This window comes from Deltaproteobacteria bacterium (assembly GCA_029858205.1).
GTDB lineage: Bacteria > Desulfobacterota > GWC2-55-46 > GWC2-55-46 > DRQE01 > JAOUFM01.
Map to the genome: position 1 here is coordinate 92,681 of JAOUFM010000005.1, position 26,574 is coordinate 119,254.

General features: G+C 52.3%; 29 protein-coding genes. 2 read left to right on the forward strand and 27 right to left on the reverse strand.

The genetic code is table 11. The annotated features are described in order from the left end of the window. Positions 1 to 5: 5 nt before the first annotated feature. Together mfd and nadA are read right to left on the reverse strand one after the other, a co-directional pair. Positions 6 to 3,497, reverse strand: coding sequence for a transcription-repair coupling factor (mfd, locus tag OEV59_05660; protein ID MDH4227221.1), 3,492 nt, complete (start codon positions 3,495 to 3,497; stop codon positions 6 to 8). A gap of 73 nt (positions 3,498 to 3,570) precedes the next feature. After that, positions 3,571 to 4,497 (reverse strand): quinolinate synthase NadA, encoded by a 927-nt coding sequence (gene nadA / locus OEV59_05665; GenBank protein ID MDH4227222.1) that lies wholly within the window; start codon positions 4,495 to 4,497, stop codon positions 3,571 to 3,573. Positions 4,498 to 4,581: 84 nt separating this feature from the next. On the opposite strand from nadA, the gene amrA reads away from it, so the two are divergent. Continuing rightward, positions 4,582 to 5,151: an AmmeMemoRadiSam system protein A gene (gene amrA / locus OEV59_05670; GenBank protein ID MDH4227223.1), complete on the forward strand. Its 570-nt coding sequence runs from the start codon at positions 4,582 to 4,584 to the stop codon at positions 5,149 to 5,151. Positions 5,152 to 5,156: 5 nt separating this feature from the next. On the opposite strand, the gene OEV59_05675 is transcribed toward amrA, so the two are convergent. The 5 genes from OEV59_05675 to OEV59_05695 all read right to left on the reverse strand — a co-directional run bounded on the left by OEV59_05675 (position 5,157) and on the right by OEV59_05695 (position 8,199). Continuing rightward, positions 5,157 to 6,350 (reverse strand): pyridoxal phosphate-dependent aminotransferase, encoded by a 1,194-nt coding sequence (locus OEV59_05675; protein MDH4227224.1) that lies wholly within the window; start codon positions 6,348 to 6,350, stop codon positions 5,157 to 5,159. Between the two features lie 9 nt (positions 6,351 to 6,359). After that, on the reverse strand, positions 6,360 to 6,848 hold the full coding sequence (gene coaD / locus OEV59_05680; protein MDH4227225.1) for a pantetheine-phosphate adenylyltransferase: 489 nt from the start codon (positions 6,846 to 6,848) through the stop codon (positions 6,360 to 6,362). 2 nt (positions 6,849 to 6,850) lie between these two features. Then, positions 6,851 to 7,402, reverse strand: coding sequence for a 16S rRNA (guanine(966)-N(2))-methyltransferase RsmD (gene rsmD / locus OEV59_05685; protein MDH4227226.1), 552 nt, complete (start codon positions 7,400 to 7,402; stop codon positions 6,851 to 6,853). A 13-nt stretch (positions 7,403 to 7,415) separates the two neighbouring features. After that, positions 7,416 to 7,838, reverse strand: coding sequence for a secondary thiamine-phosphate synthase enzyme YjbQ (locus OEV59_05690; protein ID MDH4227227.1), 423 nt, complete (start codon positions 7,836 to 7,838; stop codon positions 7,416 to 7,418). Positions 7,839 to 7,935: 97 nt separating this feature from the next. Beyond that, positions 7,936 to 8,199 (reverse strand): hypothetical protein, encoded by a 264-nt coding sequence (locus OEV59_05695; GenBank protein MDH4227228.1) that lies wholly within the window; start codon positions 8,197 to 8,199, stop codon positions 7,936 to 7,938. A gap of 132 nt (positions 8,200 to 8,331) precedes the next feature. Here OEV59_05695 and OEV59_05700 point away from each other — a divergent pair, with 132 nt between their 5' ends. Further along, on the forward strand, positions 8,332 to 8,955 hold the full coding sequence (locus tag OEV59_05700; GenBank protein MDH4227229.1) for a hypothetical protein: 624 nt from the start codon (positions 8,332 to 8,334) through the stop codon (positions 8,953 to 8,955). A gap of 12 nt (positions 8,956 to 8,967) precedes the next feature. Here OEV59_05700 and OEV59_05705 read toward each other — a convergent pair whose 3' ends face one another. The 20 genes from OEV59_05705 to OEV59_05800 all read right to left on the reverse strand — a co-directional run bounded on the left by OEV59_05705 (position 8,968) and on the right by OEV59_05800 (position 26,556). Continuing rightward, positions 8,968 to 9,624: a pseudouridine synthase gene (locus tag OEV59_05705; GenBank protein ID MDH4227230.1), complete on the reverse strand. Its 657-nt coding sequence runs from the start codon at positions 9,622 to 9,624 to the stop codon at positions 8,968 to 8,970. Next, entirely contained in the window at positions 9,624 to 10,247 is a 624-nt protein-coding gene (locus tag OEV59_05710) for a hypothetical protein (GenBank protein MDH4227231.1), read from the reverse strand. Before OEV59_05710 ends, OEV59_05705 begins: the two co-directional genes overlap by 1 nt. Before the next feature lie 22 nt (positions 10,248 to 10,269). Further along, positions 10,270 to 10,719: an SCP2 sterol-binding domain-containing protein gene (locus tag OEV59_05715; protein ID MDH4227232.1), complete on the reverse strand. Its 450-nt coding sequence runs from the start codon at positions 10,717 to 10,719 to the stop codon at positions 10,270 to 10,272. Next, positions 10,716 to 11,471 carry a bifunctional demethylmenaquinone methyltransferase/2-methoxy-6-polyprenyl-1,4-benzoquinol methylase UbiE gene (gene ubiE / locus OEV59_05720; protein ID MDH4227233.1) on the reverse strand — a complete coding sequence of 252 codons (756 nt, stop codon included), beginning with the start codon at positions 11,469 to 11,471 and terminating at the stop codon, positions 10,716 to 10,718. The genes OEV59_05715 and ubiE overlap by 4 nt, the downstream gene beginning before the upstream one ends. 3 nt (positions 11,472 to 11,474) lie before the next feature. Next, entirely contained in the window at positions 11,475 to 13,160 is a 1,686-nt protein-coding gene (gene ubiB, locus OEV59_05725) for a 2-polyprenylphenol 6-hydroxylase (protein ID MDH4227234.1), read from the reverse strand. After that, positions 13,161 to 13,592 carry an accessory factor UbiK family protein gene (locus tag OEV59_05730; GenBank protein MDH4227235.1) on the reverse strand — a complete coding sequence of 144 codons (432 nt, stop codon included), beginning with the start codon at positions 13,590 to 13,592 and terminating at the stop codon, positions 13,161 to 13,163. Positions 13,593 to 13,620: 28 nt separating this feature from the next. After that, a complete protein-coding gene (locus OEV59_05735; protein ID MDH4227236.1) occupies positions 13,621 to 14,499 on the reverse strand; it encodes a U32 family peptidase in 879 nt (292 codons plus the stop codon). 1 nt (position 14,500) lies between these two features. Next, positions 14,501 to 15,511 (reverse strand): U32 family peptidase, encoded by a 1,011-nt coding sequence (locus OEV59_05740; protein MDH4227237.1) that lies wholly within the window; start codon positions 15,509 to 15,511, stop codon positions 14,501 to 14,503. Between the two features lie 132 nt (positions 15,512 to 15,643). Then, a complete protein-coding gene (locus tag OEV59_05745; GenBank protein ID MDH4227238.1) occupies positions 15,644 to 16,285 on the reverse strand; it encodes a hypothetical protein in 642 nt (213 codons plus the stop codon). Between the two features lie 423 nt (positions 16,286 to 16,708). Beyond that, positions 16,709 to 17,128: a F0F1 ATP synthase subunit epsilon gene (locus OEV59_05750; protein MDH4227239.1), complete on the reverse strand. Its 420-nt coding sequence runs from the start codon at positions 17,126 to 17,128 to the stop codon at positions 16,709 to 16,711. 4 nt (positions 17,129 to 17,132) lie between these two features. After that, entirely contained in the window at positions 17,133 to 18,548 is a 1,416-nt protein-coding gene (gene atpD / locus OEV59_05755; protein MDH4227240.1) for a F0F1 ATP synthase subunit beta, read from the reverse strand. A 68-nt stretch (positions 18,549 to 18,616) separates the two neighbouring features. After that, entirely contained in the window at positions 18,617 to 19,480 is an 864-nt protein-coding gene (gene atpG, locus OEV59_05760) for an ATP synthase F1 subunit gamma (GenBank protein ID MDH4227241.1), read from the reverse strand. A gap of 3 nt (positions 19,481 to 19,483) precedes the next feature. After that, positions 19,484 to 20,992 carry a F0F1 ATP synthase subunit alpha gene (gene atpA, locus OEV59_05765; GenBank protein MDH4227242.1) on the reverse strand — a complete coding sequence of 503 codons (1,509 nt, stop codon included), beginning with the start codon at positions 20,990 to 20,992 and terminating at the stop codon, positions 19,484 to 19,486. 3 nt (positions 20,993 to 20,995) lie between these two features. Next, positions 20,996 to 21,544: an ATP synthase F1 subunit delta gene (atpH, locus tag OEV59_05770; protein ID MDH4227243.1), complete on the reverse strand. Its 549-nt coding sequence runs from the start codon at positions 21,542 to 21,544 to the stop codon at positions 20,996 to 20,998. Further along, positions 21,544 to 22,521 carry a hypothetical protein gene (locus OEV59_05775; GenBank protein MDH4227244.1) on the reverse strand — a complete coding sequence of 326 codons (978 nt, stop codon included), beginning with the start codon at positions 22,519 to 22,521 and terminating at the stop codon, positions 21,544 to 21,546. The genes atpH and OEV59_05775 overlap by 1 nt, the downstream gene beginning before the upstream one ends. A gap of 137 nt (positions 22,522 to 22,658) precedes the next feature. Beyond that, positions 22,659 to 23,225, reverse strand: coding sequence for an alpha/beta hydrolase (locus OEV59_05780; protein ID MDH4227245.1), 567 nt, complete (start codon positions 23,223 to 23,225; stop codon positions 22,659 to 22,661). Between the two features lie 46 nt (positions 23,226 to 23,271). Beyond that, entirely contained in the window at positions 23,272 to 24,384 is a 1,113-nt protein-coding gene (locus OEV59_05785) for a DUF362 domain-containing protein (GenBank protein ID MDH4227246.1), read from the reverse strand. A gap of 2 nt (positions 24,385 to 24,386) precedes the next feature. Further along, entirely contained in the window at positions 24,387 to 25,112 is a 726-nt protein-coding gene (locus OEV59_05790) for a hypothetical protein (GenBank protein ID MDH4227247.1), read from the reverse strand. 6 nt (positions 25,113 to 25,118) lie between these two features. Beyond that, positions 25,119 to 25,802 (reverse strand): hypothetical protein, encoded by a 684-nt coding sequence (locus OEV59_05795; GenBank protein ID MDH4227248.1) that lies wholly within the window; start codon positions 25,800 to 25,802, stop codon positions 25,119 to 25,121. A 58-nt stretch (positions 25,803 to 25,860) separates the two neighbouring features. Next, on the reverse strand, positions 25,861 to 26,556 hold the full coding sequence (locus tag OEV59_05800) for a hypothetical protein (protein ID MDH4227249.1): 696 nt from the start codon (positions 26,554 to 26,556) through the stop codon (positions 25,861 to 25,863). Between the last annotated feature and the right edge of the window lie 18 nt (positions 26,557 to 26,574).

Genomic DNA, 26,574 nt, shown 5'->3' on the forward strand with positions numbered 1-26,574 from the left:
TTACCCTACCCGCCGAGTTCTTTCAACATATATCTGGCCTGGTCAACGGAATCCCTGCCCTGCTCCATTACATAAACGAGCCTCGAATCCGGCATGAGCCGAAACCTGTCCTTATTATCCCTGGCAAGACGCATTATCCTGTCTATCAAAGCAGGGGCCTTCTCTGCCACATCGGGCCGAAACGACACATAAAGCCTGCCGCCCCGTTCGGCGAGTTCGGTTGCGTGCAAATCCCTTAGAAGAAGCTCTATGCGCTTTGTCTCAAAAAGGTTCGTTGCAAGCGCCGGGAGCTTACCGTACCTGTCCTCGGCCTCTGCCATGAAGTCGAAGAGCTCGTCATCGCTCTCAGACATGGCAACGCGCTTATAGAATATCAGCCTGTCACGCGCATCTGGAACGTACTCATCTGGCAGGTACTGCGACACCTTGAGCTTTACCTCGACTCTTTGCGTCTCTTCTGCAGCCTCGCCCTTAAGCTCGGCCACTGCCTCGTTTAGAAGCTCGGCATACATGTCAAAGCCCACCTCCGTGATATTGCCCGACTGCGCCGTGCCAAGCATCTCGCCTGCGCCGCGGATTTCCAAATCATAGGCCGCGACCCTAAACCCCGAGCCGATTTCCGAGAGCTCTCCCATTACCTCCATCCTCTTTACCGCGTCCGCTGTCATAGAGACCTTGTCCGGGCATATGAAGTACGCGTAGGCACGGTGGCTGCTTCTTCCAACGCGGCCCCTTAACTGGTAGAGCTCGGCAAGGCCGAAGCGGTCTGCGCGGTTCACGATAATGGTGTTGGCAGATGGTATGTCCAGGCCGGATTCTATTATAGTCGTCGAAAGAAGCACGTCGTATTCCCTGTTTATGAAGGCAAGCATTATGCGCTCGAGCTCTCGTTCATCCATCTGCCCGTGCGCAACCCCTACCCTCACCTTCGGCGTTATTGATGCGGTTATCTCCTCTATCCTTGCCTTAACCGCGCCTATGCCTTCGACCCTGTTATGCACGAAGAATATCTGACCGTCACGCCGTATCTCGCGCTCTATGGCCTGGCGTATTATTTCATCGTCATCCCTTACAACGCGCGTAGTAACGGCAAGGCGGCCCTCTGGAGCAGTGCTCATTATGCTCAAGTCGCGCACGCCTCCAACCGCCATATGCAGCGTCCTTGGTATTGGAGTTGCGCTAAGGGTCAGCACGTCAACCGACCTTCTTATTTCCTTTAGCCGCTCCTTATGCCTTACGCCGAAGCGGTGCTCCTCGTCTATGACCATCAGCCCGAGGTCTTTGAAGATAACGTCCTTTTGAAAGAGCCTGTGCGTGCCGATGATAACGTCGATATTCCCTGCCGCGAGTTTCTTTAGCGCCTCGCGCTGCTCTGCCACGCTTCTAAAGCGGCTAAGCACTTCGATAGTTGCCGGAAATGACGCAAAACGTTTTCTGAAAGTGCGAAAGTGCTGCTCAGCCAAAATGGTGGTCGGCACGAGCACTGCAACCTGCTTTGAATCGATGAGGGCCCGAAACGCGGCCCTCATCGCCACCTCGGTCTTGCCATACCCTACGTCCCCGCAAACAAGACGGTCCATGGGGGATGAGCTTCCCATGTCCTTCATAACGTCGTCTATGGCTCTTCTCTGGTCCGGTGTCTCGTCATACTCAAAGGCAGCCTCGAACTCGTTAAACATGTGGCCCGGAACACTGAATTGGTGGCCTTTGGCAGCCTTTCTCTCGGCATAGAGCTTTATGAGCTCTCCGGCGACCCGTTCTGCCTCCTTCTTTGCCCGCGCCTTTTTCTTATTCCACGTCTTTGCGCCGAGCTTATCGAGCTCTATCGCCCTGCCCTCCAAAGCGCCGTAGCGCGATATCTGGTCAAGGGCGCTTACCGGCACATAGAGCCTGTCGCCGTCCTTATATTCGAGACGAAGAAAATCGGCCTCGACCCCGTCGGCAGCAATACGCTCAAGCCCCTTGTATATGCCCACACCGTGAGCAAAGTGCACGATATGGTCGCCTTCCTTTAAGTCTGACAGGTCGAAGAAAAGTTCTTCGGCTTTTTTCTTCTTTGGCGGCCTTCTGTCTATACGCTCGCCAAATATCTCTTCCTCCGTGATAACGGCAAGCCCTCGTATACGAAAACCTGCGCTTAGCGAGCCTATGCGTATGTTAACAGCCCCCGGCATGGGCGCGGCGGCAAACCCCTCGCCAACAAGCACCCTTAAGCCGCTACCTGCGCCTTCATCCAGAAATATCTCGCTCATGCGCTCGGCCTGACCCTTGTTATGCGCCGTGAGCACGACAGTGACGCCGTCGTTTAGCATGGAACGAAGCTCTGCGCGAAGAGGGGTAAGGTCTTTTTTAAGGGCAATATCCTGACGAAGCTTCAGGTTCGTTGAAACGTCAACTGTCGCGCCGCGCTGCGCAAGGGTATCGAGCTCGACTACCGGCATATTCGAGAGCGCGGATTCAAGCTCCTCTCTTCGGGCATACAGGTCAGCGGGGTTTATAAACGGCACCTTCGGCGCGAACGCTTCTATATCCGAATACAGTGAATCTATCGAGGATTCCGTTTCCAGGGCCTCGCACACGACGACCGTCAAATTATCCTTTGAAAAAAGTTCAAGAAGCGTCCTGCCCTTTTTATTGCCAAAGAAAGGCCTTAGTATGGAAAGCCCCTTTACCTCTGCCCTGTTGGCAAGCATGTCGTAGAAGCGGCCCCAGGTGCTTCTATCGGCCCCTGTCTCGGAAGCGCGGTCAAGGAGCTTTTCCCGTGCCGCGCTTCTTGCCGCTTGTGAAAGCTCGACACCAGATACCGCCGTTATAACGGCCTTATCAAGAATCCTGACAGACCGCTGGGTCAGAGGGTCGAAGGTGCGTAGAGACTCTAACTCGTCGCCAAAGAACTCGAGCCTTACCGGGTAATTCCCTGTCTCAGCAGACGGCCTCGCGTACACATCTATAATGGAGCCGCGAACACTCATCTCTCCAAGCTCCTCGGCCATTTGCATTTTCTCATAGCCAAGCGAGAGGAGTTTGTCTATCAAGTCTTCGCGCTTATATTCCTTGCCTTTCTCAAGAGCGAGCGGCAGCTGCCCCGCGTCGTCGAACACAAGCTCTGCCATGTTATCTACGCTTGTTACGGCAAAGACACGGCTGCCACAGGCAGTAGCGGCCTTAATAGCGCTTATGAATGCCTCCCGCTTTGCGACTATCTCGGGGTGCGCATCGTCTGTTTCGAATGGAAGAAGTTCGGTTGAAGGATAAAAAAAGACGTTCTCAGGGCCAAGAAAGAACTGCGAGTCCGAGTAAAACCTCTCTGCCCCGGCCTCGGTCGGAAGGATTACAATGATAGAGGCTTTCTTTTTTCCGTAAATCGAGGCTACGAAAAAGGCCTTTGAAGCGCCGGTAACCCCTGAAAAGACGCACCTATGCCCCGGTGCTAAAGAAGCACCCCCCTCTACGGCCTTTTCAAAGGCCAGGCGCTGCGTAGTATCGTTATCCGGCATGACCTATTACTGATAATATTATACACGGAAAAAACAAGGTTTGCAAAAAAGTCTGCCGGACGGGAGAAAATATTTAGAAATCCCTTGGAACAGCTAGCATCTTATCAAGTGCCTTCTTTGCGCGCACGCGGATTTCTTCTGATACCTTGACGACGTTCTTCATCTCTTTTAAGCTTTCCAGCACGTCCTCAAGCGTTATAAGCTTCATGTTCGGGCATATAAGCGCCTTTGAGGCAAGGATAAATATCTTCTCCGGATTTTCCTTTTTAAGCCTCCAGAGGATGCCCATCTCCGTGCCGATTATAAGAGTCTTTGCCTTTGACTCTTTCGCGAACTTGTACATGCCGGAGGTGGAGCAGACATGGTCGGCAATGCTTACGACCTCGGGCGTGCACTCAGGGTGGCATACAAACAGCGCGCCCGGGTGCTCTTTTTTAGCTGCCTCGACGTCGCTAACCGTAAGCCGCTCGTGTGTTGGGCAGTAGCCGTCCCACCACTCGAGCTTTTTCTTCGACTTTAGAGATATCCAGTGCGCAAGGTTTCTATCGGGGATAAGGTAGGCGCTGTCTTCCTTAAGGGATTCAACGACCTTTGCGCCGTTTGCGGAAGTGCAGCATATATCCGACTCTGCCTTTACAGCGGCAGTGGTGTTCACGTACGCGACAACAGGCACGCCGGGCCGCTTTTTCTTCTCTCTTATAAGCCCTTCTGCGTCTATCATATCGGCCATGGGACAGCCGGCATCAAGCCTTGGAAGTATCACGGTTTTCTCAGGCGATAAAATCGCAGCGCTCTCGGCCATAAAGTGCACTCCGCAAAACACGATGACATCTGCCGCTGATGAGGCCGCGTTCTGGCTAAGGGCAAGCGAGTCGCCGGTGATATCGGCTATCTCCTGGACCTCGTCCCTCTGGTAATTATGCGCGAGCATGATGGCGTTACGCTCCTTCAAGAGCCCGCGTATCTCTTTTTTTAGCGCTTCTCTTTTGTCCTCAGGCATAGTATCCCCTGTCTAAAACATTCTAAAGAAAGATTATATATGATATCATATAAAAAGTGAAAGGAAGTTTAAGGGGGCATTCCCGTGTCAAACTCCGCGCTCACAACAAACGAAAAGAAAATACTCCTCAATATAGCCAGGGGCTCGATAAAAGCGCACCTTGATAAAGAACACTTCGATATGCCGCTCGGCCTGCCTTCGGTACTTTCCGAGAAACGCGGAGCATTCGTTACCCTTACAATCGACGATGAGCTAAAGGGCTGTATCGGCGTTTTCGAGCCTGAGACCGCGCTAAAGGACACGGTAGCGCAAATGGCCAGAAGCGCTGCCTTCCATGACCCGCGCTTTACGCCACTTACGAAAGAGGAGCTTCCTTTAATAGAAATCGAAATCTCGGCCCTTACGCCGCTAAGGAAAATCCCGGACGTAAAAGAAATAGAGATAGGCCGCCACGGCCTCTACATCATAAAAGGCAAAAGACGCGGCGTGCTTTTACCGCAGGTAGCTATAGAGCACGGCTTTGATAGAGAAGAGTTCCTCAAGCAGACCTGCCTCAAGGCAGGAATAGAGAAAAACGCATGGAAGGATAAGGATACGGAGATATACGTGTTCGAGGCCGAGATATTTTCCGAGGCAGAATTCAAAAACACTTAAAGCCTCTACTTTAGCTTTGCCACTGCCTCTTCGATTCTCTTTAGCCCCTTCTTTATATTGTCCTCGGAACACGCGTAAGAAAGCCTTACGCAATTGTCGTCGCCAAAGGCAACACCGGGAACGAGCGCAACAAGGGAATCCTCCAGAAGATACGTTGCAAGGTCGAATGAGCCGTTTATCTTCCTATCTCCGGCCTTTTTCCCGAAAAGCTTCGATACATTGGCAAAGGCATAGAACGCGCCGCCCGGCTTTACTATGCTTATGCCGCTTATGCCGTTTAGACCGTCGGTTATCAGGTCGCGTCTTTTCTTGAAGGCCGCTATCATCTTCACAACATCGTCTTGTGGCCCATTTAGGGCCTCTACAGCCGCCCACTGCGCAAGGGACGTTGGGTTCGATGTCGACTGGCTCTGGATCTTGGCCATCGCAGCTATTATCTCCTTTGGCCCTGCTGCGTAACCAATCCTCCAGCCTGTCATGGAATAGGTCTTTGATACTCCGTTAAAGACCATGACATTGTCCTTTGCACGCTTGTCTAACGAGACGATTGAAAAAGGCTCGGCATCGAAGGAAAGCTTCTCGTATATCTCATCGGAAAGAACGAATATGCCCTTTGAAAGCGCTATATCGAGTATCTCTCCAAGCTCGGCCTTTGTGTACACGCTTCCCGTGGGGTTGGACGGGCTGTTTATGACAACGGCCTTGGTGTTCTTGGTGATAGCGGCCTTGAACTCGTCTGGCTGCATCTTGAAGCCGTTTTGTTCTTTTGTAGGAACGATTACCGGCACGCCCTGGCCAAGCTTTATCATAGGCGGGTACGATACCCAGTACGGAGACGGCACTATGACCTCGTCGCCGGGGTCGAGGAACGCCAGACAAAAATTGAAGAACGAATGCTTACCGCCGCAGGATACAAGTATTTCCTCTCTCTTATACTCAACGGAGTTATCGCGCCGAAACTTTCCGATTACAGCGTCCTTAAGTTCCGGTATGCCGCCCACAGGCGTATACTTCGTCCGCCCCTTGCCTATCGCGTCGATTGCGGCCTTTTTTATGTTCTCAGGGGTATCGAAGTCCGGCTCGCCTGCTGCAAAGCTCAAAACATCTGCGCCCTTTGCCTTAAGCTCCGAGGCCTTTGCAGTTATCGCAAGTGTCGGGGACTCTTCGACATCCATCATTCTTTTCGCTATCTTCGCCATATATAATCCTTACTCCTTGAACTTGGCCCTTAGCCGTTTTTGAACGCCGGGGGTGACAAAGGCCTTCAGCTCGGCCCCGAGCCTGGCTATCTCTTTAACGAACCTGGAGCTTACGTGCGCGTAGTGCTCCGAGGTCATGAAGAACACTGTTTCTATATCAGGGGCGAGCTCGGCGTTCGTAAGCGCCATCTGGAATTCGTACTCGAAATCGGAAACAACACGCAGGCCGCGCACGACGACAAAGGCCTTTTTATCCTTTGCGTAATTCACCAAAAGGCCGTCGAAGCTTTCGACCTTGACGTTTTTAAGCCCCTTTACCTCGGCCCTTATCATATCGACACGCTCTGTAACGTCGAAAAGCGGCCTCTTTGTGGTCTCCTCGGCAACGGCGATAATGAGCGTGTCGAAGAGCTTCGCGCAGCGCCTTATTATATCCATATGGCCCCTGGTGATGGGGTCGAAGCTTCCGGGGTATACGGCTATCCTTTTTCTCGCCATAATCAGTTTTCTCTCAAAAATAAAACCACGGTATCTCCGTACGTTTTCTCTGTTTCTACAACGTAGCCGGGTGTATCCACATCCTCAACGCTTCTCTTTGCAACCTCGCAGACTATCAGCGCCTCGTCAAGCACGCCGGAAGTTTTAAGCTCCGCAAGGACGTTTTTTGTAAGTTCAACGTCCGCATACGGCGCGTCCACGAACACGAGCTGGAACTTAAGCCCCTCTTTACCGAGCTTTCTTACGGCCTTTACGGCGTCTTCCTTTATAACGCGCGCCATGGCTGTAAAACCAAGCCCTGCCGCGTTCTCTTTTATTATCTCAAAAGCCTCGCTTGCCGAATCGATAAAAACGGCCTTTGCAGCCCCTCTACTAATGGCCTCGAGCCCCATGGCCCCTGTGCCTGCGCACACATCGAGCACGTTTGCCGCCGGAAGCGTCTGCCCGAGGACGTTGAATATCGCCTCGCGCACCCTATCGGAGGTTGGCCTTGTCTTGTCGTGGACGACCGAAGCAAGCCTTTTACCCTTCTTCGTTCCTCCGACCACCCTCACGAAGCCAGGCCCCTTACTTGGATTTTCCTATTATCTTAACGGAGATGAGCCTGCTTCTCGGGCCGTCGAACTCCGAGAAGTACACGGCCTGCCACTGCCCCAAAGAGAGCTTGCCTCTTGTTATGGGAAGGTTTACGCCGCTGCCGACGAACACTGACTTAAGGTGCGCGTCCGCATTCCTTCCGTAATCGCCCTTATTGTGGCGAAAGGTCGGCTTGTTGGGTATGAGCTCGCTTAAATAATCCTGCAGGTCCTGCTCGAGTTCCTTATCGGCATTGTTTAGATGTATGCCTGCCGTAGTGTGTCCTGTCGAGACAAGCACCATGCCCTCCTCGATGCCGCTCTCGAGAACAACGGACTCTATCTGCTCGCTTATCTTGATCTCCTCGGTCTTCTTCGTGGAGTTAAGCCTTATGTTGCTTGAAAAGACCTTCATCTTGCCTCCTAATGGCCGTTAATAAAGTGTACCTTATTATAAACATCCCGGGGCAAAAGAGGAAGCAAAAAATAAACCCCCTCTTGCCAAAACAAAGCTACTCGATAAAGAACCCGTCATCCGATATCGCGCCGATAGAGAGGGCCTGCTCTATGACCTTTACGGCGTTTTTCGCCCTGTCCTCTTCAACGGAAAGTATTTTCTCCTCGTTTGCGCCCTCGAGATCGAAGTCGCTGTCATCCACGGCAACGCGCCTCACAACGAAGTCTATATCCTCGTCAGCGAGAAGGTCCTCGATTATATTGATATCCACGTCGCTTCTCGAGGCGTAGATATCTATATATTGTATACGGGTAGCCATTTTTAAAAGCAGTATATTTAAATACGTAACATTTGTCAATACCGGAAGGACTGCGGCAAAAATACAGGCAAAACGGCAAACAATCGATAAATGCTTGACTTTTTCCCTCTTGTCGTCTTAAATATTAGGGTTATGAAACCTTTTCGCAAACCGACGATAATTAAGACCCTCGCAGCATGCGTTGTTTCGCTATCTGCGGTCGTGCTTCTAACGGCCATGAGCCGCGTAACCGACGACACCATCCCATTGCCGGAGATGAACTTTACCGGCTCTGTTATTGACGAAACGGACGTCTCCACATCATGCACGAGCATGAGTTTCGAGGGCGAGACATTCTTCAAGGGCTTTCGGGGCTCGGGTGTTGTTTACGTGCCGTTCGAAAAAATTAAAAAAGTCGTAAGGGTAGGACGTCCGGGAAAGAACTCAACCGAGTTCAGGATACTTCTAAAAAGCGGAGAGACAATAGCCGTATCGTTAAACAACGACTCGAGGCTCTACGGGGTTGCGAGCTTCGGCACCTTCAAGATACTGGCAAGCAACATAAAGGAAATAAACTTCGACGAGGCGCGCCCCGTAGAAACAAAGAAACCGACTGCACCTGCCAAGGACACGGTAAAGGAAACTCCGAAAGATAACGGCGAAACGCTTCATACTCCGCCCCTGTCGCTGCCGCCGGAGGTAAAGACCAGGCCTACCGACGGCTCCGCCACTGGCACGGCCCCTGCTGCAAACAAAATCCAGGAAGATAAAAAATAACGCGCCAGGCATTTACGGACGCGTATCCTTTTCAAGACAAAAAACCTGTTTTTCCTCTGCCCACTCGCCGGGCTTGAGCGTTCCTAACGTTCTTTCTCCAACACTTACGCGTATAAGACGCAGCACCGGAAACCCCGCTGCAGCACACATGCGCCGCACAAGGCGGTTACGGCCTTCTGTCACCGTGACCTCTATCCATGACACAGGCACGGTCTTTCTAAAACGTATCGGCACCGAACGCTCCCAGAGCCAGGAAGGCTCCTCTACCATAGTAACGCGTACGGCCCTTGTAGGGCCGTCTCCCAGACTAACGCCGCCCAAAAGCCTCCCGAGCGCTTCTTTATCCGGCACGCCCTCTACCTGGACAAGATACGTCTTTTCGGTCTTGTGCTTCGGGTCGGAAAGTTTACTTTGCAGCGCGCCGTCGTTTGTAAGTATGATAAGCCCTTCGGAATCGTAATCGAGCCTTCCTGCGGCATACACGCCCTTTACATTCACGAAATCGCCGATTGTTTTACGGCCTTCGGAATCGGTAAAGGTCGAGAGAACGTTGTAGGGTTTATTAAAGAGAATGACGCGGCGCGGCGACTTGGCAGCTGCTGCTTTGGGCGGCTTACTTCTTTTCCTGGCGCCGCTACCTGCGGCGCGTTTCAAGGCTCTCTTTGGCATCAGAGCGAGGCCAGACGCGTCCTTATGGCCTTATCCCACCACTCGCCTTTATTATGCTTTAAAAGCACCTCAAGGGCCTCTTTTTCACCTGGGAATTTGCGCCTTACCAAATCGAAATCAGCATTCGACGAGCCCGTCTTTCTAAACTTATACGAACCCATGAACAAGAGCTCTCCCTGGCGTCCGGATACCTCTGTATCGCTCTTTATAAAATCAGAGGCATGGTACGTAGCGCCTTTTGCGCTCTCGAAGCTCAACAAACGGTACACGCCGGGAGAAAGCCCGCCGGCCCAGAATACATCGTCAACGGCAACACATTTATAGGTTTTATTGTTCGAGGCATTTTGTACGGTAACGGCAACTATCTTTGTCGAGACCTCGTGCATGTCTATATACCCGTACACAAGAGACCCTCCTGCCAAAGCAGGGGTAGCTGTGCGCGCCTCCGTCTTTAATTCCGGCGCTTCGGCTGCGGCAGCGCCCCTGCCTGTGCCTGCATTGGAAGAAGACTTTACCGCAGGCCCCTTTGACGGCGCGGCGCATCCGTAAAACGCAAGCAGCATGGCGAATACCGACATCGCCGCCAGGCCAGATACCCGTCTTTTCACATACGCTTCGTTCATAAAAATAAAACTCCACCCTTGATTACGACAACCCGGCAAGCAGGTTCTTTAAAAGTATCGCTGCGGCAGTATCTCCGTTTATCTCGAGACGGCGCGAGAAGAACACGGTATCCGGGTCGACACGCCCAAGAAATAGGTCGAAGAGCACCTTTGCCTCACCCCGCATAGTGACATCCGCAACTCCGGCATAATTTGGCACGACTTTGCCCCTGCCATCCTTGAACAATATATACACGCCTGCTGCAGCATCCGTTGCCTCGAAGTAAAAGACCTTGCCGTCGAGCTCGCGAAGCCGCTCGCCAAACCCAGGGTGCCTGTCTATGACGCTTCCGATAAGGGCGCCCGCGCCGATAGAGCCTATAAGGGCGGCCGCGTGGGCCGGGATAAACCGCGCAGGCAAAAGTGCGGCGCGAAACGCCTCTGAAATAATAATATCGACGCTGCCCTTACCGACGGCTTCGTTCCCGCTCATACCTTCACCCCCGAGTGCACGGCAGCAATGCCGCCGAATATATTATAATACCTTACCTTGAAAAGCCCGGCATCCTCCATCATGGCCTTGAAGGACTCCTGGTCAGGGAACTTCCTTATGGACTCGGCCAGGTACACATACGCGTCGCGGTTACCGGTAACGCGCTCACCGACTGCCGGAATAACGCCGAATGAATACGCGTCGTAGAGGTTTGAGAGCATCTCTGCCCTCACGCGCGAGAACTCGAGCACCATGACGCGGCCTCCGGGCCTAACTACACGCGCCATCTCGGATAGCGCAATGTCTATGTGCGTTACGTTCCTTATGCCAAAGGCAATGGTCGCGACATCGAAGCTGTTATCCTCAAACGGCATATGCTCGGCATCGCCCTGCACAAAGGATACGCCGGCCGCAACTCCCCTGTCAAGGCACTTATCCCTGCCCGCATCGAGCATATCCTTATTTATATCGTAAACAACGACGCTGCCCGTCTCCCCGGCCTTTGCAGCCATAAGAAGCGCGATATCCGCCGTGCCCCCTGCAACATCGAGGGCGCGCATGCCGGGCCTTACCCCTGCCTTTTCGACAAAGAACCTTTTCCAGAGCCTGTGCGTGCCAAGGCTCATGAGGTCGTTCATCAAATCGTACTTGCCAGATACCGAGTCAAAGACCTCTCTTACGAGCCCCTTTTTTTCGGTTACGTCGACCTCTTTGTATCCGAAGTTAGTTTTTCTGACTTCTTCGCCGCTCACGTATCAATCCTCGTCGTTATCAGCTGGCCGCTTATCGGCGCGCATTGTCATGGCCACTGTAAACGCGGCTGCGGCAAATAACGCCCAGCCAAGAAGCGGCAATCCGAAAAGCGTCTTTACCCCTGAAGGCGAGAAAAGCATGGCGAGAGTTCCGCCAATGCTTAGCGCTCCGGCAAGCATGCCGCCGCCTGCCATCCGCCCGACGCTCCTTACGCCTGCTGTCATCTCTTCCAATCTATGATGAACGAAGCCGACCTTCAAATCATCCTTCATTGCTGCGGATAGAAGCGAATGGAACTGCCCGGGAAGGTCGAATAAAGTAGCGCTCATCTCTCCGGCAAACTCCCTGCCGCGCTCAGCGTGCACGAACGGCGAGAACTTTTCTTTTATAACCCACCTGTATATCATGGGCTTGGCCACCTCCCAGACGTTTATGTCAGGGTATATCTGACGGCCGACCCCTTCGATTATGACCATGGACTTCTGAAGAAGAAGGAGGTTTGGCTGAAGCTTCATCCTGAACCTTCTGGCCGTATGTATGAGCTTCATAAGGAGCGAAGATATGTCGATATCCTGAAGCGAACGGCCAAATACCGGTTCGCTTAGATCCATGAGCGCGTGCTCGAACTCGTGTATGTCCACGTCGCGCTCGATAAGCCCCATCTCCCTATGTATGAGCGCCATCCTCCGGTAGTCCTTCTTCATGAGGCAGAAAAGCATATTCGCCAGATAGTAGCGCAGCTCCCTGTCGAGCCTGCCGACTATTCCGAAGTCGAGGTAGATGATGGTGCCCTTCTTGTCGATAAAGATATTTCCCGGATGAAGGTCCGCGTGGAAAACGCCGTGGTCAAAGACCTGCTTAAAGAAGGCCCTTAGCCCGTTGTTGGCAATTGTCGGCACGTCGAGGCCCATTGCCTTTATCTTCTCTATCTCGTCTAGCGGGAGGCCACTTATGCGCTCCATGGTGAGCACGTCGGTATTTGTCCGGCTCCAGTGAATTTCAGGCACCTTTACGGTCGTATCGTCCTTGAATATGCGCGTAAACGTAGTCGCATTCGCGCCTTCTATCGACAAATCGAGTTCGTTATGAATGACCCTGGCGAATTCGTCTATTATCTCTATTGGCCTGTAGCGCTTTGCGCCGCTTACATGCTTTTTAAGAAGCCTCGCAACCGTGTACATGACCGAGATGTCAGCGTCAACGACCTTCTCTATACCAGGGCGCTTTACCTTTACCGCGACCTCGGTTGAGTCGTTTAGCACGGCGTAGTGCACCTGCGCAATGGAGGCGCTCGCAACAGGAACTTCGTCAAAGGAGCGGTACACTTCGTTTATCGGCGCCCTGAATGCGCGCTCAACTACCTTCTTTGCCTCTGCGTACGATACCGGCGGCACGGAATCCTGAAGCTTCTTTAGCTCCTCTATCCACTCGGGCGGCAGCACGTCCGCCCTTGTGGAGGCCACCTGCCCGAGCTTTACAAACGTCGGCCCAAGCTCTTCAAGCACCTTCCTCACGCGCTCGGGCACCGGCATCCTGTGCGCCGCAATGCCTATGCCTGTGATACGCCCGATAAACGAGGCCACCGGCGCGAGCCCGAGCTCTGCAACAAGGCCTCCGAAGCCGTACTTCACGAGAACCCTGGCTATCTGGTTCAAGCGTATGATATTTCTTACTGTGGTAAACGCCATCTAATCCCTTCCCCTGCCGGAAGAGCCAGCACTCTCCTCGAGCCTTGCCAGCCGCTTTTCGAGGTCATCGGCCTTTTCCCTTGCCTTCCTCGCCATCTCCTTTGTTATCTCGAGTTCCGTTACCGTAGCGAGCCCGAACCTCGCGGCCATGCTCTCTGCCGAGTCTCTGACATTATCGCCGACCGTTTTCTTGCCTTCGGTAAGTATGGCGATAAGTTCCTTAACAGCCTTTGCGCCCTCTGCCGCTATCTTATTCTCGATTCTCTCTCTTGCGGTCAGGTCCTCTTCCTTACGCTCCGCTGCAGGAGCCTCGCCTTCCTTTGCTGCGGCGCGCTTTTCAGAGCCCCGCTTCTCGAGCTCTCCAATTAACTCCGAAAACTTTTTCTCCAGCCCAAACCCTATGTCCAATGCCTTTCCTATAAAATCCGTCATACAAACCTCTCCTTTCCTGAAAACAGCGCTATGCAACGCGCCCTATAAAATCCCTGCCTGCCGCCGAAAAAGCATACCCGTTCAAAAACCCGTGCGGATAAAGCTCATCGAGAGCCCCGGCAGCGTCCTCTCCCAAGAGACACCTTCTAAATACATCCACTACCTTTTTCATGTCCGCCTTTTCAGGCGACAGCCTAAGCGACGTAATGCTGCCAAGCCCTGCCGCGTCCTTTGCAAGGGACACGGGCCTGGAGCCTAGCACCGAAGTGCCGTTTACCGTAAACACATCGTCTTTACCAAGCGTTTTAAGCTCTATGCCCTCGGGATATTTCGCGCAGTCATTCTTGCATTCGTCTTTTGTGATGCCATGCGCCCTGCAGGTATAACATCTCCACGAAAAGGCAAGCGGCGGCCTGCCAAAGCCAAAGACCTCGGCCTCGACGCCAGTGCCCTCTACCGCGCATTTTATCGCTTCAACGGAAAGCTCCACAGGAAAGCTCACGCGGCCAACGCCAAGGGTCTTTAGAAACTCTATTGCCTCTTTATTGTAAGTCTCAAGATGCGGGCCTGCAAATATTTCTTTTTTAAGCCCCATGGTCTCGCTAATGCCAAAAACACTCATATCGTTTGCTTCTATTGCAAAGGGAAGAGAAAGAGCCTCCCGCACAAGCCCGAGGTCAGCTTCATTGGACACAACGGCAAGGGTCGAAATCACGACCTTTTTCCCGGCCTTCCTAAGTGTCTCGCCAATGGACGCGGCATCCTTCAAGGTCAAGGCGCGCCGCTTTGCGCATACAACTTCACCTATGCACACGGTGTCAACGTCGAGCGAGGCCGCAGCGTCATAGAACCTCATGACGTCGTCTTTCTTCCATTCGTAGAGTATGGGGCCAAGAGTAAGTTGCATATTATTTCCCTTTGTAACAGTTTACAGTATGCCCGGAGCCTTCGAACATGGCGTTTGTGCGGCCAATCCACGCATCCTTTATCGCAAAGCCGCTGCCTGATAAATAATACGCGTCAACTGCCTCTCTCACAACGCGCGTTACCTCTGCTGCGTAAGCCTTTGTCCGCTGGCGGCCTTCGATCTTAAGCGCAGCAACCCCAGCATCAAGAAGCTCAGGGAGCACCGGAAGGGCGTTTAACGACTCAGGGTCTTCTATTGCGTAGAACTTTTTACCGTCCGGCATTATGTAACGGCCTTTGCAGCATGTCGGGTACGGCGAGGACTCGTCCTTTGACAAATCATTTAAGAGTACATTATTCAAGGTGATGGTCATCCTGCCGTCGGGCGTGTTATTAAAGCGCACGAAACGCGACGGAGAACACGCACCTTCTGAATTCGTGGAAGCGCCTGTTACGTAGCTTGATAGAAAGCAGCGCCCTTCGATGTTGATGCAAAGCCCGCCAAGTAAAAAGACCTCTAACTCGACGTCAGTCTTTGCCTTTATTGCGCGGATTTCTTCTATCGTATGCACGCGCGGCAGCACAACGCGCCTGATGGCAAAGCGGCGCTTATAGAAGTTTATGGACTCGTAGTTCGATGCGCTTGCCTGCACGCTAAGATGGATGTTTATATCCGGATACTTCCGCCTCGCATAGTCGAGAAGCCCGAGTTCGGCAAGTATCACGGCATCTGCCTTAAGCGCAACTGCCCTGTCCACCGCGTCCTTCCAGACTGGCATGGAGGAGCCCTGCGCGAATGTGTTAACGGCAATATAGACCTTTTTGCCTTTTTCTCTGGCAAAGCGGATGCCCTGCCGTAGTTCCTGGTCAGTGAAGTTCAGGCCTTCGAAGTTTCTGGCGTTTGTCGAGCCGCTAAGGCCGGTGTAGACCACGTCCGCGCCGCTCTCGATTGCGGCCTTAAGGGAGGCCAGGTTGCCGGCAGGCGCGACTATTTCGGCTTTTTTCGCGTTCAAGTCAAAACCCTCCGGAAAGAAGACAGGCTTATACAAGTTATAAGTTTATCAGGAAATACAGGGGGTTGTCGAATGGAATTTATCTGGAAGACGGTGATTTAGCCGGGCAGGCCGAAGGCCTGCCCCAAACAGTTATTTTTTAGCAACAACATCTATAACGATACTATTGGACTCAACGGTTTCGACATTTTCCGAGCCGTCATCTATTACTTCAACTACATTTAAAGCAATATAAAAAAAATACCTGCCTGTACGAATAATATTGAAGATGGGACGATAATTTATTACGGAACTCTTTGCTTCCATCCACGTTGTATCTGTAATATTTATAGCTATTTTCAGCTCATCCCCGGCTAACAATCGAACGCCTCCAGGTGGTTCCTGTATAATTACTTCCTTGCCCTCCTGGAACTTTTCGCCCGACAACAACTTACCGCCACCAACATAGGTAATGCCTTTTTCTACAAACCTATCTCCTCCCAGATAATGTCCGATAATTTTAATGGACATAGCCTGCTGGGAAATATTTTTCACGACAACAAAAACGATATTATCTCTGCCCGTCAGCCACTTTGTTTGCCGCGATTCTAAAGATACGCGTATTTTTGCATTCCCTACATTATCTCCGGCATGGATTGAAGCTAATTCGCCATTACCGCCTCCGGTACCAACACCCGACCCCACACCACCACATGCCATCAAATAATTCAAAAGCATCGCAACAAGGCAAAAATTCACTACAGATACTCGATAATTTAAAAACATGATGCGCATAGAGAGCAAACACCTCCGCCATTCTATGGTGCGTCCCCATTCTACCACATCACCCATAAACCGCCAAGTTTTGTGCCAGGCGAGCAGGCTTCGCCTGTTTCATATGCCAACCCACCAAAACATAAGGCGCTACGCTGGTTCAGGTTTGCAACCTGAACCACAAAATTTTGGTTCAAGTTATAAACTTGAACCAGCAAGAAGTAATTTACTGTCTTAACCTATCCACGCCCGCAAGTTTGGCGTCAGGCGAGGCGCACGGAATTTTTGACCGCAGGCGTATCTGTTATGATACGTCGAGGATCAAAAATTCCAGTGCAACGAAGCATCACGCCAACATCGCGGGCGTCCAAGCAAACAAAAACCCCCTTCCGTCACAACCCGGAAAGGGGGCCCAAATACGTTTATATCGCTGTCACCGGACTCTTAATGCTTCTCCGAATTATCTCCTAAAGCATCAACTCTGGCCTTCGCAAGCTCCAGGTCAGCTACCAAAAGCTTATAGTTCTCAACATCCTCGGGAATGCCCTTTAAGGCCTCTTCCGCGTCTTTAAGCGCCTTTCTTGCCTCTTCCGGGTCTATGTCCTCGGGCTTTTCCGCGCTGTCGACTATTATAACGGTCTTCTCGGCAACGACCTCGGCATACCCTCTGCCAACGACATACGAAGCGCTCTGTCCGTCCTTACGGTAGCGAACTACACCGCTTTTAAGGGTCGTAAGATAGTCGGTATGGAGCTTAAGTACGCCGAACTCTCCCTCTGCGCCCGGGGCAGTTGCGTCGTCCACCTCTTCGGAAACGACCACGCCGTAAGGCGTGACTATTTCGAACTTGAACTTCTCTGCCATTTAATTAACCCTGCGCCCTAAGCTTCTCGGCCTTTTCGAGCGCCTCTTCGATATTGCCGACCATGTAGAAGGCCTGCTCAGGAATATCATCGTAATCGCCGTTTGCAATCGCCGTAAAGGCCTTTACCGTGTCCTTCACGCTAACGAACTTACCCGGGGCTCCTGTGAACACCTCGGCAACGTGGAAGGGCTGTGAGAGGAATCTCTGAATCTTTCTTGCCCTCGCAACTATCATCTTATCGTCCTCTGAGAGCTCGTCCATACCAAGGATCGCTATGATGTCCTGCAGGTCCTTATACTTCTGTAGTATCTGCTGGACCCTTCTGGCTGTTGCATAGTGCTCCTCGCCGACAACCTGCGGGTCAAGAATCCTGGAGGTCGAGTCGAGCGGGTCGACTGCGGGATATATACCAAGCTCGGCTATCTGACGCGAAAGAACGGTTGTAGCGTCAAGGTGCGCAAATGTAGTAGCAGGGGCCGGGTCGGTAAGGTCGTCTGCAGGAACGTAGATGGCCTGCACGGAAGTAATAGAGCCCTTTGTCGTAGAGGTGATCCTCTCCTGAAGCTCTCCGACGTCGGTTGAAAGGGTTGGCTGGTAACCGACTGCCGACGGGATACGTCCAAGGAGCGCCGAAACTTCCGAGTTCGCCTGGACAAACCTGAATATGTTATCGACGAAGAGAAGAACGTCCTGGTTCTCCTGGTCCCTGAAGTACTCGGCCATGGTAAGGGCCGAGAGAGCAACGCGGGCCCTTGCTCCCGGAGGCTCGTTCATCTGTCCGTAGACAAGCGCTGCCTTGTCGATAACCTTCGATTCCTTCATCTCGTGCCAGAGGTCGTTACCTTCCCTCGTTCTCTCGCCGACACCCGCGAAGACCGAGTAGCCGCCGTGCTGCTTGGCGACGTTATTGATGAGCTCCATGATAAGAACTGTCTTACCGACACCTGCGCCTCCGAAGAGTCCGATTTTTCCGCCTTTTAGGTACGGCGTCAGAAGGTCGATGACCTTGATGCCTGTTTCGAAAACTTCCATTGTGGTGGACTGCTCTTCGAAGCTCGGGGCCGGGCGGTGTATATGCCATCTCTTATCGACCTTTATGGGGCCTGCCTCGTCGACCGGGTCTCCGATGACGTTAACGATGCGTCCAAGCACGGGCTTGCCGACCGGGACCGATATGCCCTCGCCGGTATCTTCGGCCTCCATGCCTCTAACAAGGCCTTCGGTTGAGTCCATTGCTATGCATCTTACGGTATTCTCGCCGGTATGCTGCGCGACCTCGGCAACCAGGTTGCCCTTCTCGCTGCTGATAGCCGGGTTGGATATCCTAAGCGCGTTATATATTGCCGGAAGCTCTCCCGGCGGAAACTGCACGTCCAGAACAGGCCCGATGACCTGCGTGATCTTACCCTTTGCACCCATTTTAAAGACCTCCTTGAAGTAAAGCGTTCTCTATAACGTCTTGTACGTTAAATCCTAAAAAAAACCTGTTAACCTTTTAGCGCCTCTGCGCCGCCGATGATCTCCATAAGCTCTTTTGTGATGGCAGCCTGACGTGCTCTATTATAGAGGAGCGTTAGGCCGCTTATCATGTCGGAAGCGTTTCTTGATGCCGAATCCATGGCCGTCATCCTCGCGCCGTGCTCGCTAGCCGAGCTTTCGAGAAGCCCCCTGAATATCTGCACCTCTATGTATTTTGGCAAAAGCTCATCGAGCACCGCCTCTGGCGAAGGTTCGTAGATGTAGCCCTCGTAAGGGGCCTCTGCGCCCTTCTCCAGCACAGGAAGCACCTTCTGCGCAACAGGGCGCTGCGTCATCGCGCTCTGGAATTCGGAATATACTATGTAAGCCTCATCACAGCGGTCCTTCATGTAGCCGCCCGTGATATCGACCGCTATATCGGCCGCGGTCTTCATGGTCGGGCGACCGCTGCCGAAGTTCCTTCTGTTAAGAAGCTCTATGTCCTTACGGTTCTTGAAGTGGTCGACTGCCCTCCTACCAACTACATGGAGGCCGATTTTCTTACCCTTATTCTCGCGGATAAGGCGCTCGGTAGTCCTTATAAGAACGGTATTGAAGCTTCCGCAAAGGCCTCTGTCCGAGGTAATAAGTACTATCTCTATTGCCCCGCTATTGGCATTCTGCTTTGAGAGAAGCGGGTGGCTGTGCGGTAAGGATTTCTTGGAAATGGCATCGACTAAATCGCGCACCTTCTCTGCGTACGGGCGCGCGGCTACTATGGCCTCCTGCGCCTTTCTAAGCTTTGCGGCAGAGACCATCTTCATGGCCTTGGTAATCTGGCGCGTGTTCTTGACGCTCTTTATGCGTCTTTTTATATCGCTTAATGTCGCCATTAATTATTCCGCAACAAAGAGTTCCTTGAACTCGTCGAGCACGCCGTGGAGCCTGGACTTTACGGCGTCGTCTATTGCCTTCTTCTCCCTGATATCGGTAAGGAGCCCCTCGTGCCTGGACTCTATGAACTTAAAGAGCTCGTCCTCGTACCTTCTAAGAACCGAGGTCGGGTACGAATCAACATAGCCCTTTGTGGCCGCGTATATGATGATGACCTGCTTCTCGACCGGAAGCGGAGTATACTGGCCCTGCTTAAGAATTTCAACAAGCCTGCCGCCCCTTGCAAGCTGCCTCTGGGTAGCTGCGTCAAGGTCGCTTCCAAACTGCGCGAATGCCGCAAGCTCTCTAAACTGTGCAAGTTCGAGCCTCATCGTACCGGCGACCTGCTTCATGGCCTTTATCTGCGCCGCGCCGCCGACCCTTGAAACCGAGAGGCCGACGTTGATTGCGGGCCTGACACCCGAATAAAAAAGATCGCTCTCAAGATAAATCTGGCCGTCGGTGATGGAGATGACGTTTGTCGGAACGTAAGCGGAAACGTCGCCTGCCTGCGTCTCGATTACCGGAAGAGCGGTCAAGGAGCCTGCGCCGAGCGCGTCGCTAAGCTTTGCGGCCCTCTCAAGAAGCCTTGAGTGTAAGTAGAAAACGTCTCCGGGGTATGCTTCCCTTCCAGGAGGCCTTCTAAGGAGGAGCGAAAGCTGCCTGTACGCGACGGCGTGCTTCGAAAGATCGTCGTACACGACAAGGGCGTGCTTCGCGTTATCGCGGAAGTACTCGCCTATGGTGCAGCCCGTGTAAGGCGCAAGGAACTGAAGCGGAGCAGAAGAGCTCGCCGTTGCGGCAACGACGACGGTGTAGTCCATCGCTCCAAACTGCTTTAGCTTCTCGACTATAAGGGCTATGGTGGACTGCTTCTGGCCGATAGCGACGTAGATACAGAACACTCCCTTGCCCTTCTGGTTTATGATCGTATCGATTGCGACCGCGGTCTTACCGGTCTGCCTGTCGCCGATGATAAGTTCCCTCTGCCCTCTTCCTATCGGGATCATGGCGTCTATGGCCTTGATACCGGTCTGGAGCGGCTCGTGAACCGACTTTCTTGCAACGATGCCCGGGGCCTTTATCTCGACCCTTCTTGAAAGTTTCGACTTTATCGGCCCGAGACTGTCGATTGGCTGGCCAAGGGCGTTTACGACCCTGCCCGCAAGCTCCTCGCCTACCGGGACCTCGACGATTTTCCCGGTCCTCTTAACCGTGTCGCCTTCTTTAATTGTATAGTCTTCGCCGAATATCGCGGTGCCGACGGTGTCCTCTTCGAGGTTAAGGACCATTCCGTATATGGAGCCCGGGAACTCGACAAGCTCCCCTGCCATGGCCTTTTCGAGGCCGTATACCCTGGCTATACCGTCGCCTACAGAGAGGACTGTGCCTACCTCCTCGACGTTCACGGACTTTTCAAAGCCCTTTATCCGGGTTTTTATTATATCCCCTATCTCGCTTGCCTTGATCATACGCTATGCCACTCCTTCCAGTAATTTTTCCCGTATCTTCGAAAGCTGTGACTTAATGCTCGCATCGAGCGTCAGATTGCCTACCTTAACAACAAGCCCGCCGATTATGGCGGCATCCTTCTTGAAAGTAAGAATAATGTCCTTTTTCGTCTCCGCCTTGAGCTTTGCCTTTACCGCATCAAGCGTTGCCGGAGATAGCTCGGAGGCCGCCTCGACCGTAACTCTCAAACGTCCGGAAACCTCGTCCTCGAACTTCGTGTAGGAGGCCGCGACGTCGTCTATGTACTTTATAACGCCGGTCTCGACAAGCAGTACGGTAAACCTCTTTATGGTATCGGAGGTGCCTACCTTTACACACACCTCGGAGGCAACGGCCTTCCTGTCCTCCATCTTGTACATGGGGTTTAATACCACCTTCATAAGCTCAGTGCCCTCGGCGAATGCCGCGGCAACCGAAGAAAGTTCCTTGCCTGTCTTCTCAACGGCCTTATCGGCGATGGCTATGTCGATTAGCGCCTTTGCGTACCTCTTCGCGCTCGAACCTTTTTTCATCAGTTAAGCCTCAATTTATCTATGTAGTTCTTGGTAAGACGTTCCCTGTCCTCGTCCTTGATTTCCTTACCAAGAATATCCCTGGCCATGTCGACTGCCAGATTGGATATCTCTTTTCTTATCTCGAGCCTTGCCCTGTTCATCTCCTGCTCTGCAGCGGACTTGGCAAGCTTCTTGATTTTCTCCGCCGCTTCTTCGGCGTCCTTTAGCATGCGCTTTTTCTCAGCCTCTGCCTCAAGCCTTATATTCTCCCTTATGGATGACACCTTGGCGTCAAGCCCGGCTATCTTCTCGTTATACTCACGAAGCTTTGCCTCTGCCTCGGCCTTTCTCTTGTCGGCGTCCTCTATCATGCGCCTTATGTCCTCGCTACGTTTTTCGAGCGCGGGCTTGCCAAACTTGAAGTAGCAATAGATAACGAGTATCGCAAGAAGGATGAAGTTAAAGACCTTCCAGTATATAGAAGTGTCGACATGCGCTTCACCGCCGCCACCGCCGCCTGCGAGCGCAACGGCCGGGGTCGAAAGTAAAAGGAACGCGATTACCGCCGAAGCGATGTTTCTATCCAGGAGTTTTTCGGCTATTGACTTGGAGAATGATTTTGTCTCGTCCTTAAGGGTCTTAACCGCCGCGTCCTTATTTGAGGCAAGCTCCACTCTCTGCCTTAATATTTCTTCTTGCGCGGCCTTTTTCGCCTTATCGAGAAGTTCGGCCTCAACCTTTGAAGCCGCAATCCTAACGGCATTTCTCTCTTCCTGGGCCTTTATGGCAGCTTCCTTAAGCTTTAGCTCGTAATCCTTATGGCCCTTGGTAACGTCTGCCTCGGTCGCTATTGCAGCCGCGACAGCGCCCTCTGTCCTCTTTTTTCTTTCCTCGAGAACGCGCATAACGGGCTGGAAGAGAACGCCGTTTAGGACGAACATCAGTACGATAAATGCTACGAATTGGACTATCAGGCTTACGTCTATATCTATCATTTTCCTACATTTCCCGCGGTTTTTTACTTAAATCAGCTGTAAAAAGACACTTTCGGCTTTTTACAAGAAACGTTAGTAAGTAACATATAAATCGCGGTATTGTCAAGCATTACTTGGAAAGACTGCGGCCTGCGTCCTTACGCCTTGAGCTGTTCCTTTATAATGCGCACGCACTCGGCCCTCCTGTTAATCGCCGTAAAGTGCGTGCCACCCGGAATAACGAAGCAGTCTGCCGGGCACTTTATGGTCCTGTCCGCATCACCGTGTATACGTATGATATCTACCACCGTGCCCTTATAGCCTTCCCACGAAAATATCGCAAAGGCCATGGCCCTTATAAAGGACGGCTCTGCCGAGGCAGCCATCTTTAGAACTCCGCTGCCGGAAATACCAAATAAAAACTGAATCGGTGTTATCGGGATTACGGACGCAAGAGAGGCAAGGAGCCTTAACCTGCCGCTTATTTCGTTATGGCCAAGCGCGCTCGATATGAGCACAACCTTCGGGTTCTTTAGAATCTTATATATCTCGAGCGCCACCATGCCGCCAAGAGAGACCCCGCCGACGATATCCCCGCTCGTTATGTTGTTATCCGCGATGACCCTTTTGGCCACATCCGCGAGTGTACGCTCGCCTCTATGGCGCGGCCAATCCGGAAAGCAGACGTCCTCGATGCTCTTCCATTCATCGTATTTGGAGTACATACGACTGTCCGCGCCCATACCGGGCAGCAAGAAAAGCATATTGTCTCTATATCTCCGTTATCTTGTAATGCCTCGTGCCTATGCCGAGCTTTTCCGCGTGGTCTAACTGGTGGTTCCAGTCTATGGTCGGGTGAACGCCGCGAAACTTATCGGCTCCTTTGGCATGGTTCATCGTAAGGGCCGAGTCCTTGAAGCCTTCCTCCGCGTTCACCATGTCAGCGGAGGCCGCATCAAGGGCAACAGGGTCAATAGAGGCAAGGATGCCTACATCCTTTACAATCGGCGTGTCGTTATGGCCGTAGCAATCGCATGCAGGGCTTATCTGAGTTAGGTAATTCACGAACACGGATTTTTTCTCCTTGCCCATAAGGGCGCCGAGCACGTGCTCTGCCATCTTCTCCTGTATGTTGGCAACGGCCTCGTTCCATTGCACGTTGATTGTGCCCTCCGGGCAAACCGCTATACAATGACCGCAGCCTATACATGTCCTTTTATCAATGACCGCTGCCTTCTTTATTGTTATTGCGCTAACCGGGCAGGCCTCCTCGCACATGCCGCATGCAGTGCAGCCGCTTTGGTCAACCACAGGCGCGGTGTTCGAGTGTTGAAGAAGCTTGCCTTCCCTTGCAGCGCAGCCCATACCGACGTTCTTTAGCGCGCCGCCAAATCCCGTGAGCTCGTGGCACTTGAAATGCGTCATTACGACAATGCCGTCTGCCGATACTATGTCCCTTGCAATGATTGCCTCTTTAAGGTGCTTACCCTTTATCTCCACCCTAACCTTGCTTTCGCCCCTTAAGCCGTCGGCTATGACGATTGGCGCGCCCGTTACCTCGTAGCCAAAGCCGTTTAGGAGCGCGCATTCAAGATGGTCTGCCGAGTTCGTCCTTCTTCCGACATAAAGGGTGTTTGTGTCGGTGAGGAACGGGGCTGCGCCCGTGTCCTTTATGGCGTCAACGGCCATGCGTATGAACTGCGGTCGCAAAAACGACGTATTGCCGTACTCGCCAAAGTGGAGCTTTACTGCGACAAGGTCGCCTTTCTTAAAGAGCTTTGGAAGCCCGGCCTTTTTAAGAAGCGCTGAGGTCTTGTCAAAGAGGTTTTTATCCGCCCCTGCCCGCGTGTCCGCGAAATAAACTGTCGAAGGATTCTTTGCCACTCTTACGCTCCTTTCCCCGTGCGCTCGAAAATTGCCAGCATATCGGGCAGAACAAAACGCCTGTAAAAAAGAAACCCGGCAACGAATATTATAACCGCCATGGCCGCGTATGTAAACGCGAACTTCGCCTTCCAAGCAAAGAACGGCGCTTCCTTTGCGGCCCATTCGAGCGCGCTGTACTTCTCAACAGGCGGCTGCGGCATCAGGCTGCCAAGCACGAATTCGATGGCTGTAAAGCATCCGATAAAGACAACGGCAAAGACAAGTATCTTGATATTGAAGTTCCTTGTGCGGCCCTTACCAACGGCATTCAGGAACCCGGAAGGTTTTAGCGCAAAGTACGAGAACGCCCAGAACGCGCCAAACACCACGGAAAAAATTATCGCCGGCACGGAGACAAGGAGATAATACCCGCGAAACACGAAGACGGCAGCGAGATACAGGGCTGCCGCAAGCCCCAGGCCAAAGAGCGCGTACATTACGGGCTTAAACCTGCCTATTTCCTTTAGCACGCATGGGAATGCCATCATAAGAACCGCAAGAAAATAAAACGGCGTCCAGTCGAACACAGAGGCATAGTCGTAGTTAGTGAACCTGGCGACGTTATCAAACCTGAAGGAGAGGAGAAACAGCCTTGTGCCGGGCTGCATGAGCCCTGCTGCCGCAGCAAGGTAAAAAAGCAGATAGCTTCGTAGGTGGCAATTCGCCAATTGGATTATACGTTCCATGGTCCTTTAACCTGCTCCTTGCTGTTTTACGAATAAAAACCTGTATGCCGCAAACGACACAAAAAATATCACAGCACTTGCCGCGTAGCCCATATTAACGACAATACCTCGCCATTCATTATAGCTGTAACTTGGCGCAGGCTCAACGCCAGGCAACGGCGCAGGATAAAAAAACAATATCACCTGCCCGGAAAACATAAAAGACAACGCTACCGCGATTATATAAACCGTAAATGCCTTTGTCCTCTCTATCTTCTCAAAAGTCCCGCGCCTTACAAGAAACCACGCCAAAACCCAGAAAGCCGTCAAGAACAGGAATATCGCCTTAATCGCCGTTGAAAAAACAGCGGCCTTGCCCGTGTAAAACATATATATTACAAATGCGGCACTAAGCGCGGCCGAGAGAACAAAGAGCGGCACCTGTGCCTTCTTGAGCTTGTCAAATTGCTTTAACAATACTGACACCATAAGTACTACATGAACATATGACCCAACACTGGCAACGGTCATCACATCTCTCAAATTATCCATAAAAACATCCATATCACTACCGTGGCTCATGCTGTCAAGGTCTACAGACAGTACAGCAATTCCGGCGGCACGAAACATGACAAAAAACACCATCCAAAAAAAATAAAAGCCTAGAAACTTCTCAAGATGTCCGGACAGTTTTTGCTTGAGGTTTTCCATAGGTATTCAAAATAGCTCCGTGCATCCCAGACACTCCTGCAACATGACAAAGCGTTTTCTACTGCTCTGTTTTTCCCTTACCCGATGCCGATAAAAATATCATCCTATACGCAACAAAGGACGCTGCAAACATAGCGGCCCCGGCAATATAGAGCATGGTAACCATATCGAAGCGCCACTTATCGAAAGTGGCAAACGGATCTCCGGGCGACTTAATAAGCTTTACCGTAAGCTCCGGCAACTCCGGCGCCGGATATATAAGCGCGACGACCGCAGGCGCCACCATGAACGCCACCATCACGGCAGCAACGTAAGCCATCCAGTTCATGCGGTTTACACCGGAGATGTCGTCAAGCCACGACGGATTATCCCCGGCAAAGAACCATGCGATTACGCCAAGCGGCGGCAGACAGAGCGCGACTATAAGTACATGCGCGGCAAACGCGGCATGCATGCCCTTGTAAGCGAAGTAAAAGGCTACGGCAAGCATAAGCGTCAGCGAGACGCCGAATACAAACGGCCGCGCCCTTTTTGCCCTTCCGATGTTCTTTAGAAGCGCTGCCAGAAATAACGGCAGCGTAAGAAAGAAGTACGCCGTAACCGCGTACAGGGCCTTGTCAACGGGCAACGCGGGCTTGCCTGCCGAGTACGGAACATTCAGGGAAAGAAACGCGATATCGCGCGCAATAAAAAGCGCAAACGACGAAATGGAGAGGAAATAGAACGGCAGGTACCGCTCGAAATGTTTTTGCATATATTTTATTCTGGCAGC

What these genes read in the sequence shown, in the direction of transcription:
- OEV59_05780 (MDH4227245.1), bottom strand. Translation starts at nt 23,225, where the DNA reads ATGTACTCCAAATACGATGAATGGAAGAGCATCGAGGACGTCTGCTTT.
- atpG (MDH4227241.1), bottom strand. Translation starts at nt 19,480, where the DNA reads ATGGCGACATTAAGCGATATAAAAAGACGCATAAAGAGCGTCAAGAAC.
- OEV59_05790 (MDH4227247.1), bottom strand. Translation starts at nt 25,112, where the DNA reads ATGGAACGTATAATCCAATTGGCGAATTGCCACCTACGAAGCTATCTG.
- OEV59_05710 (MDH4227231.1), bottom strand. Translation starts at nt 10,247, where the DNA reads ATGAACGAAGCGTATGTGAAAAGACGGGTATCTGGCCTGGCGGCGATG.
- OEV59_05690 (MDH4227227.1), bottom strand. Translation starts at nt 7,838, where the DNA reads ATGAAGGTCTTTTCAAGCAACATAAGGCTTAACTCCACGAAGAAGACC.
- OEV59_05735 (MDH4227236.1), bottom strand. Translation starts at nt 14,499, where the DNA reads ATGCAACTTACTCTTGGCCCCATACTCTACGAATGGAAGAAAGACGAC.
- OEV59_05745 (MDH4227238.1), bottom strand. Translation starts at nt 16,285, where the DNA reads ATGCGCATCATGTTTTTAAATTATCGAGTATCTGTAGTGAATTTTTGC.
- OEV59_05730 (MDH4227235.1), bottom strand. Translation starts at nt 13,592, where the DNA reads ATGACGGATTTTATAGGAAAGGCATTGGACATAGGGTTTGGGCTGGAG.
- coaD (MDH4227225.1), bottom strand. Translation starts at nt 6,848, where the DNA reads ATGGCGAGAAAAAGGATAGCCGTATACCCCGGAAGCTTCGACCCCATC.
- OEV59_05795 (MDH4227248.1), bottom strand. Translation starts at nt 25,802, where the DNA reads ATGGAAAACCTCAAGCAAAAACTGTCCGGACATCTTGAGAAGTTTCTA.
- OEV59_05705 (MDH4227230.1), bottom strand. Translation starts at nt 9,624, where the DNA reads ATGCCAAAGAGAGCCTTGAAACGCGCCGCAGGTAGCGGCGCCAGGAAA.
- atpH (MDH4227243.1), bottom strand. Translation starts at nt 21,544, where the DNA reads ATGAAAAAAGGTTCGAGCGCGAAGAGGTACGCAAAGGCGCTAATCGAC.
- atpA (MDH4227242.1), bottom strand. Translation starts at nt 20,992, where the DNA reads ATGATCAAGGCAAGCGAGATAGGGGATATAATAAAAACCCGGATAAAG.
- OEV59_05695 (MDH4227228.1), bottom strand. Translation starts at nt 8,199, where the DNA reads ATGGCTACCCGTATACAATATATAGATATCTACGCCTCGAGAAGCGAC.
- nadA (MDH4227222.1), bottom strand. Translation starts at nt 4,497, where the DNA reads ATGCCTGAGGACAAAAGAGAAGCGCTAAAAAAAGAGATACGCGGGCTC.
- OEV59_05800 (MDH4227249.1), bottom strand. Translation starts at nt 26,556, where the DNA reads ATGCAAAAACATTTCGAGCGGTACCTGCCGTTCTATTTCCTCTCCATT.
- OEV59_05675 (MDH4227224.1), bottom strand. Translation starts at nt 6,350, where the DNA reads ATGGCGAAGATAGCGAAAAGAATGATGGATGTCGAAGAGTCCCCGACA.
- OEV59_05715 (MDH4227232.1), bottom strand. Translation starts at nt 10,719, where the DNA reads ATGAGCGGGAACGAAGCCGTCGGTAAGGGCAGCGTCGATATTATTATT.
- ubiB (MDH4227234.1), bottom strand. Translation starts at nt 13,160, where the DNA reads ATGGCGTTTACCACAGTAAGAAATATCATACGCTTGAACCAGATAGCC.
- atpD (MDH4227240.1), bottom strand. Translation starts at nt 18,548, where the DNA reads ATGGGTGCAAAGGGTAAGATCACGCAGGTCATCGGGCCTGTTCTGGAC.
- OEV59_05775 (MDH4227244.1), bottom strand. Translation starts at nt 22,521, where the DNA reads ATGATAGATATAGACGTAAGCCTGATAGTCCAATTCGTAGCATTTATC.
- OEV59_05750 (MDH4227239.1), bottom strand. Translation starts at nt 17,128, where the DNA reads ATGGCAGAGAAGTTCAAGTTCGAAATAGTCACGCCTTACGGCGTGGTC.
- mfd (MDH4227221.1), bottom strand. Translation starts at nt 3,497, where the DNA reads ATGCCGGATAACGATACTACGCAGCGCCTGGCCTTTGAAAAGGCCGTA.
- OEV59_05700 (MDH4227229.1), top strand. Translation starts at nt 8,332, where the DNA reads ATGAAACCTTTTCGCAAACCGACGATAATTAAGACCCTCGCAGCATGC.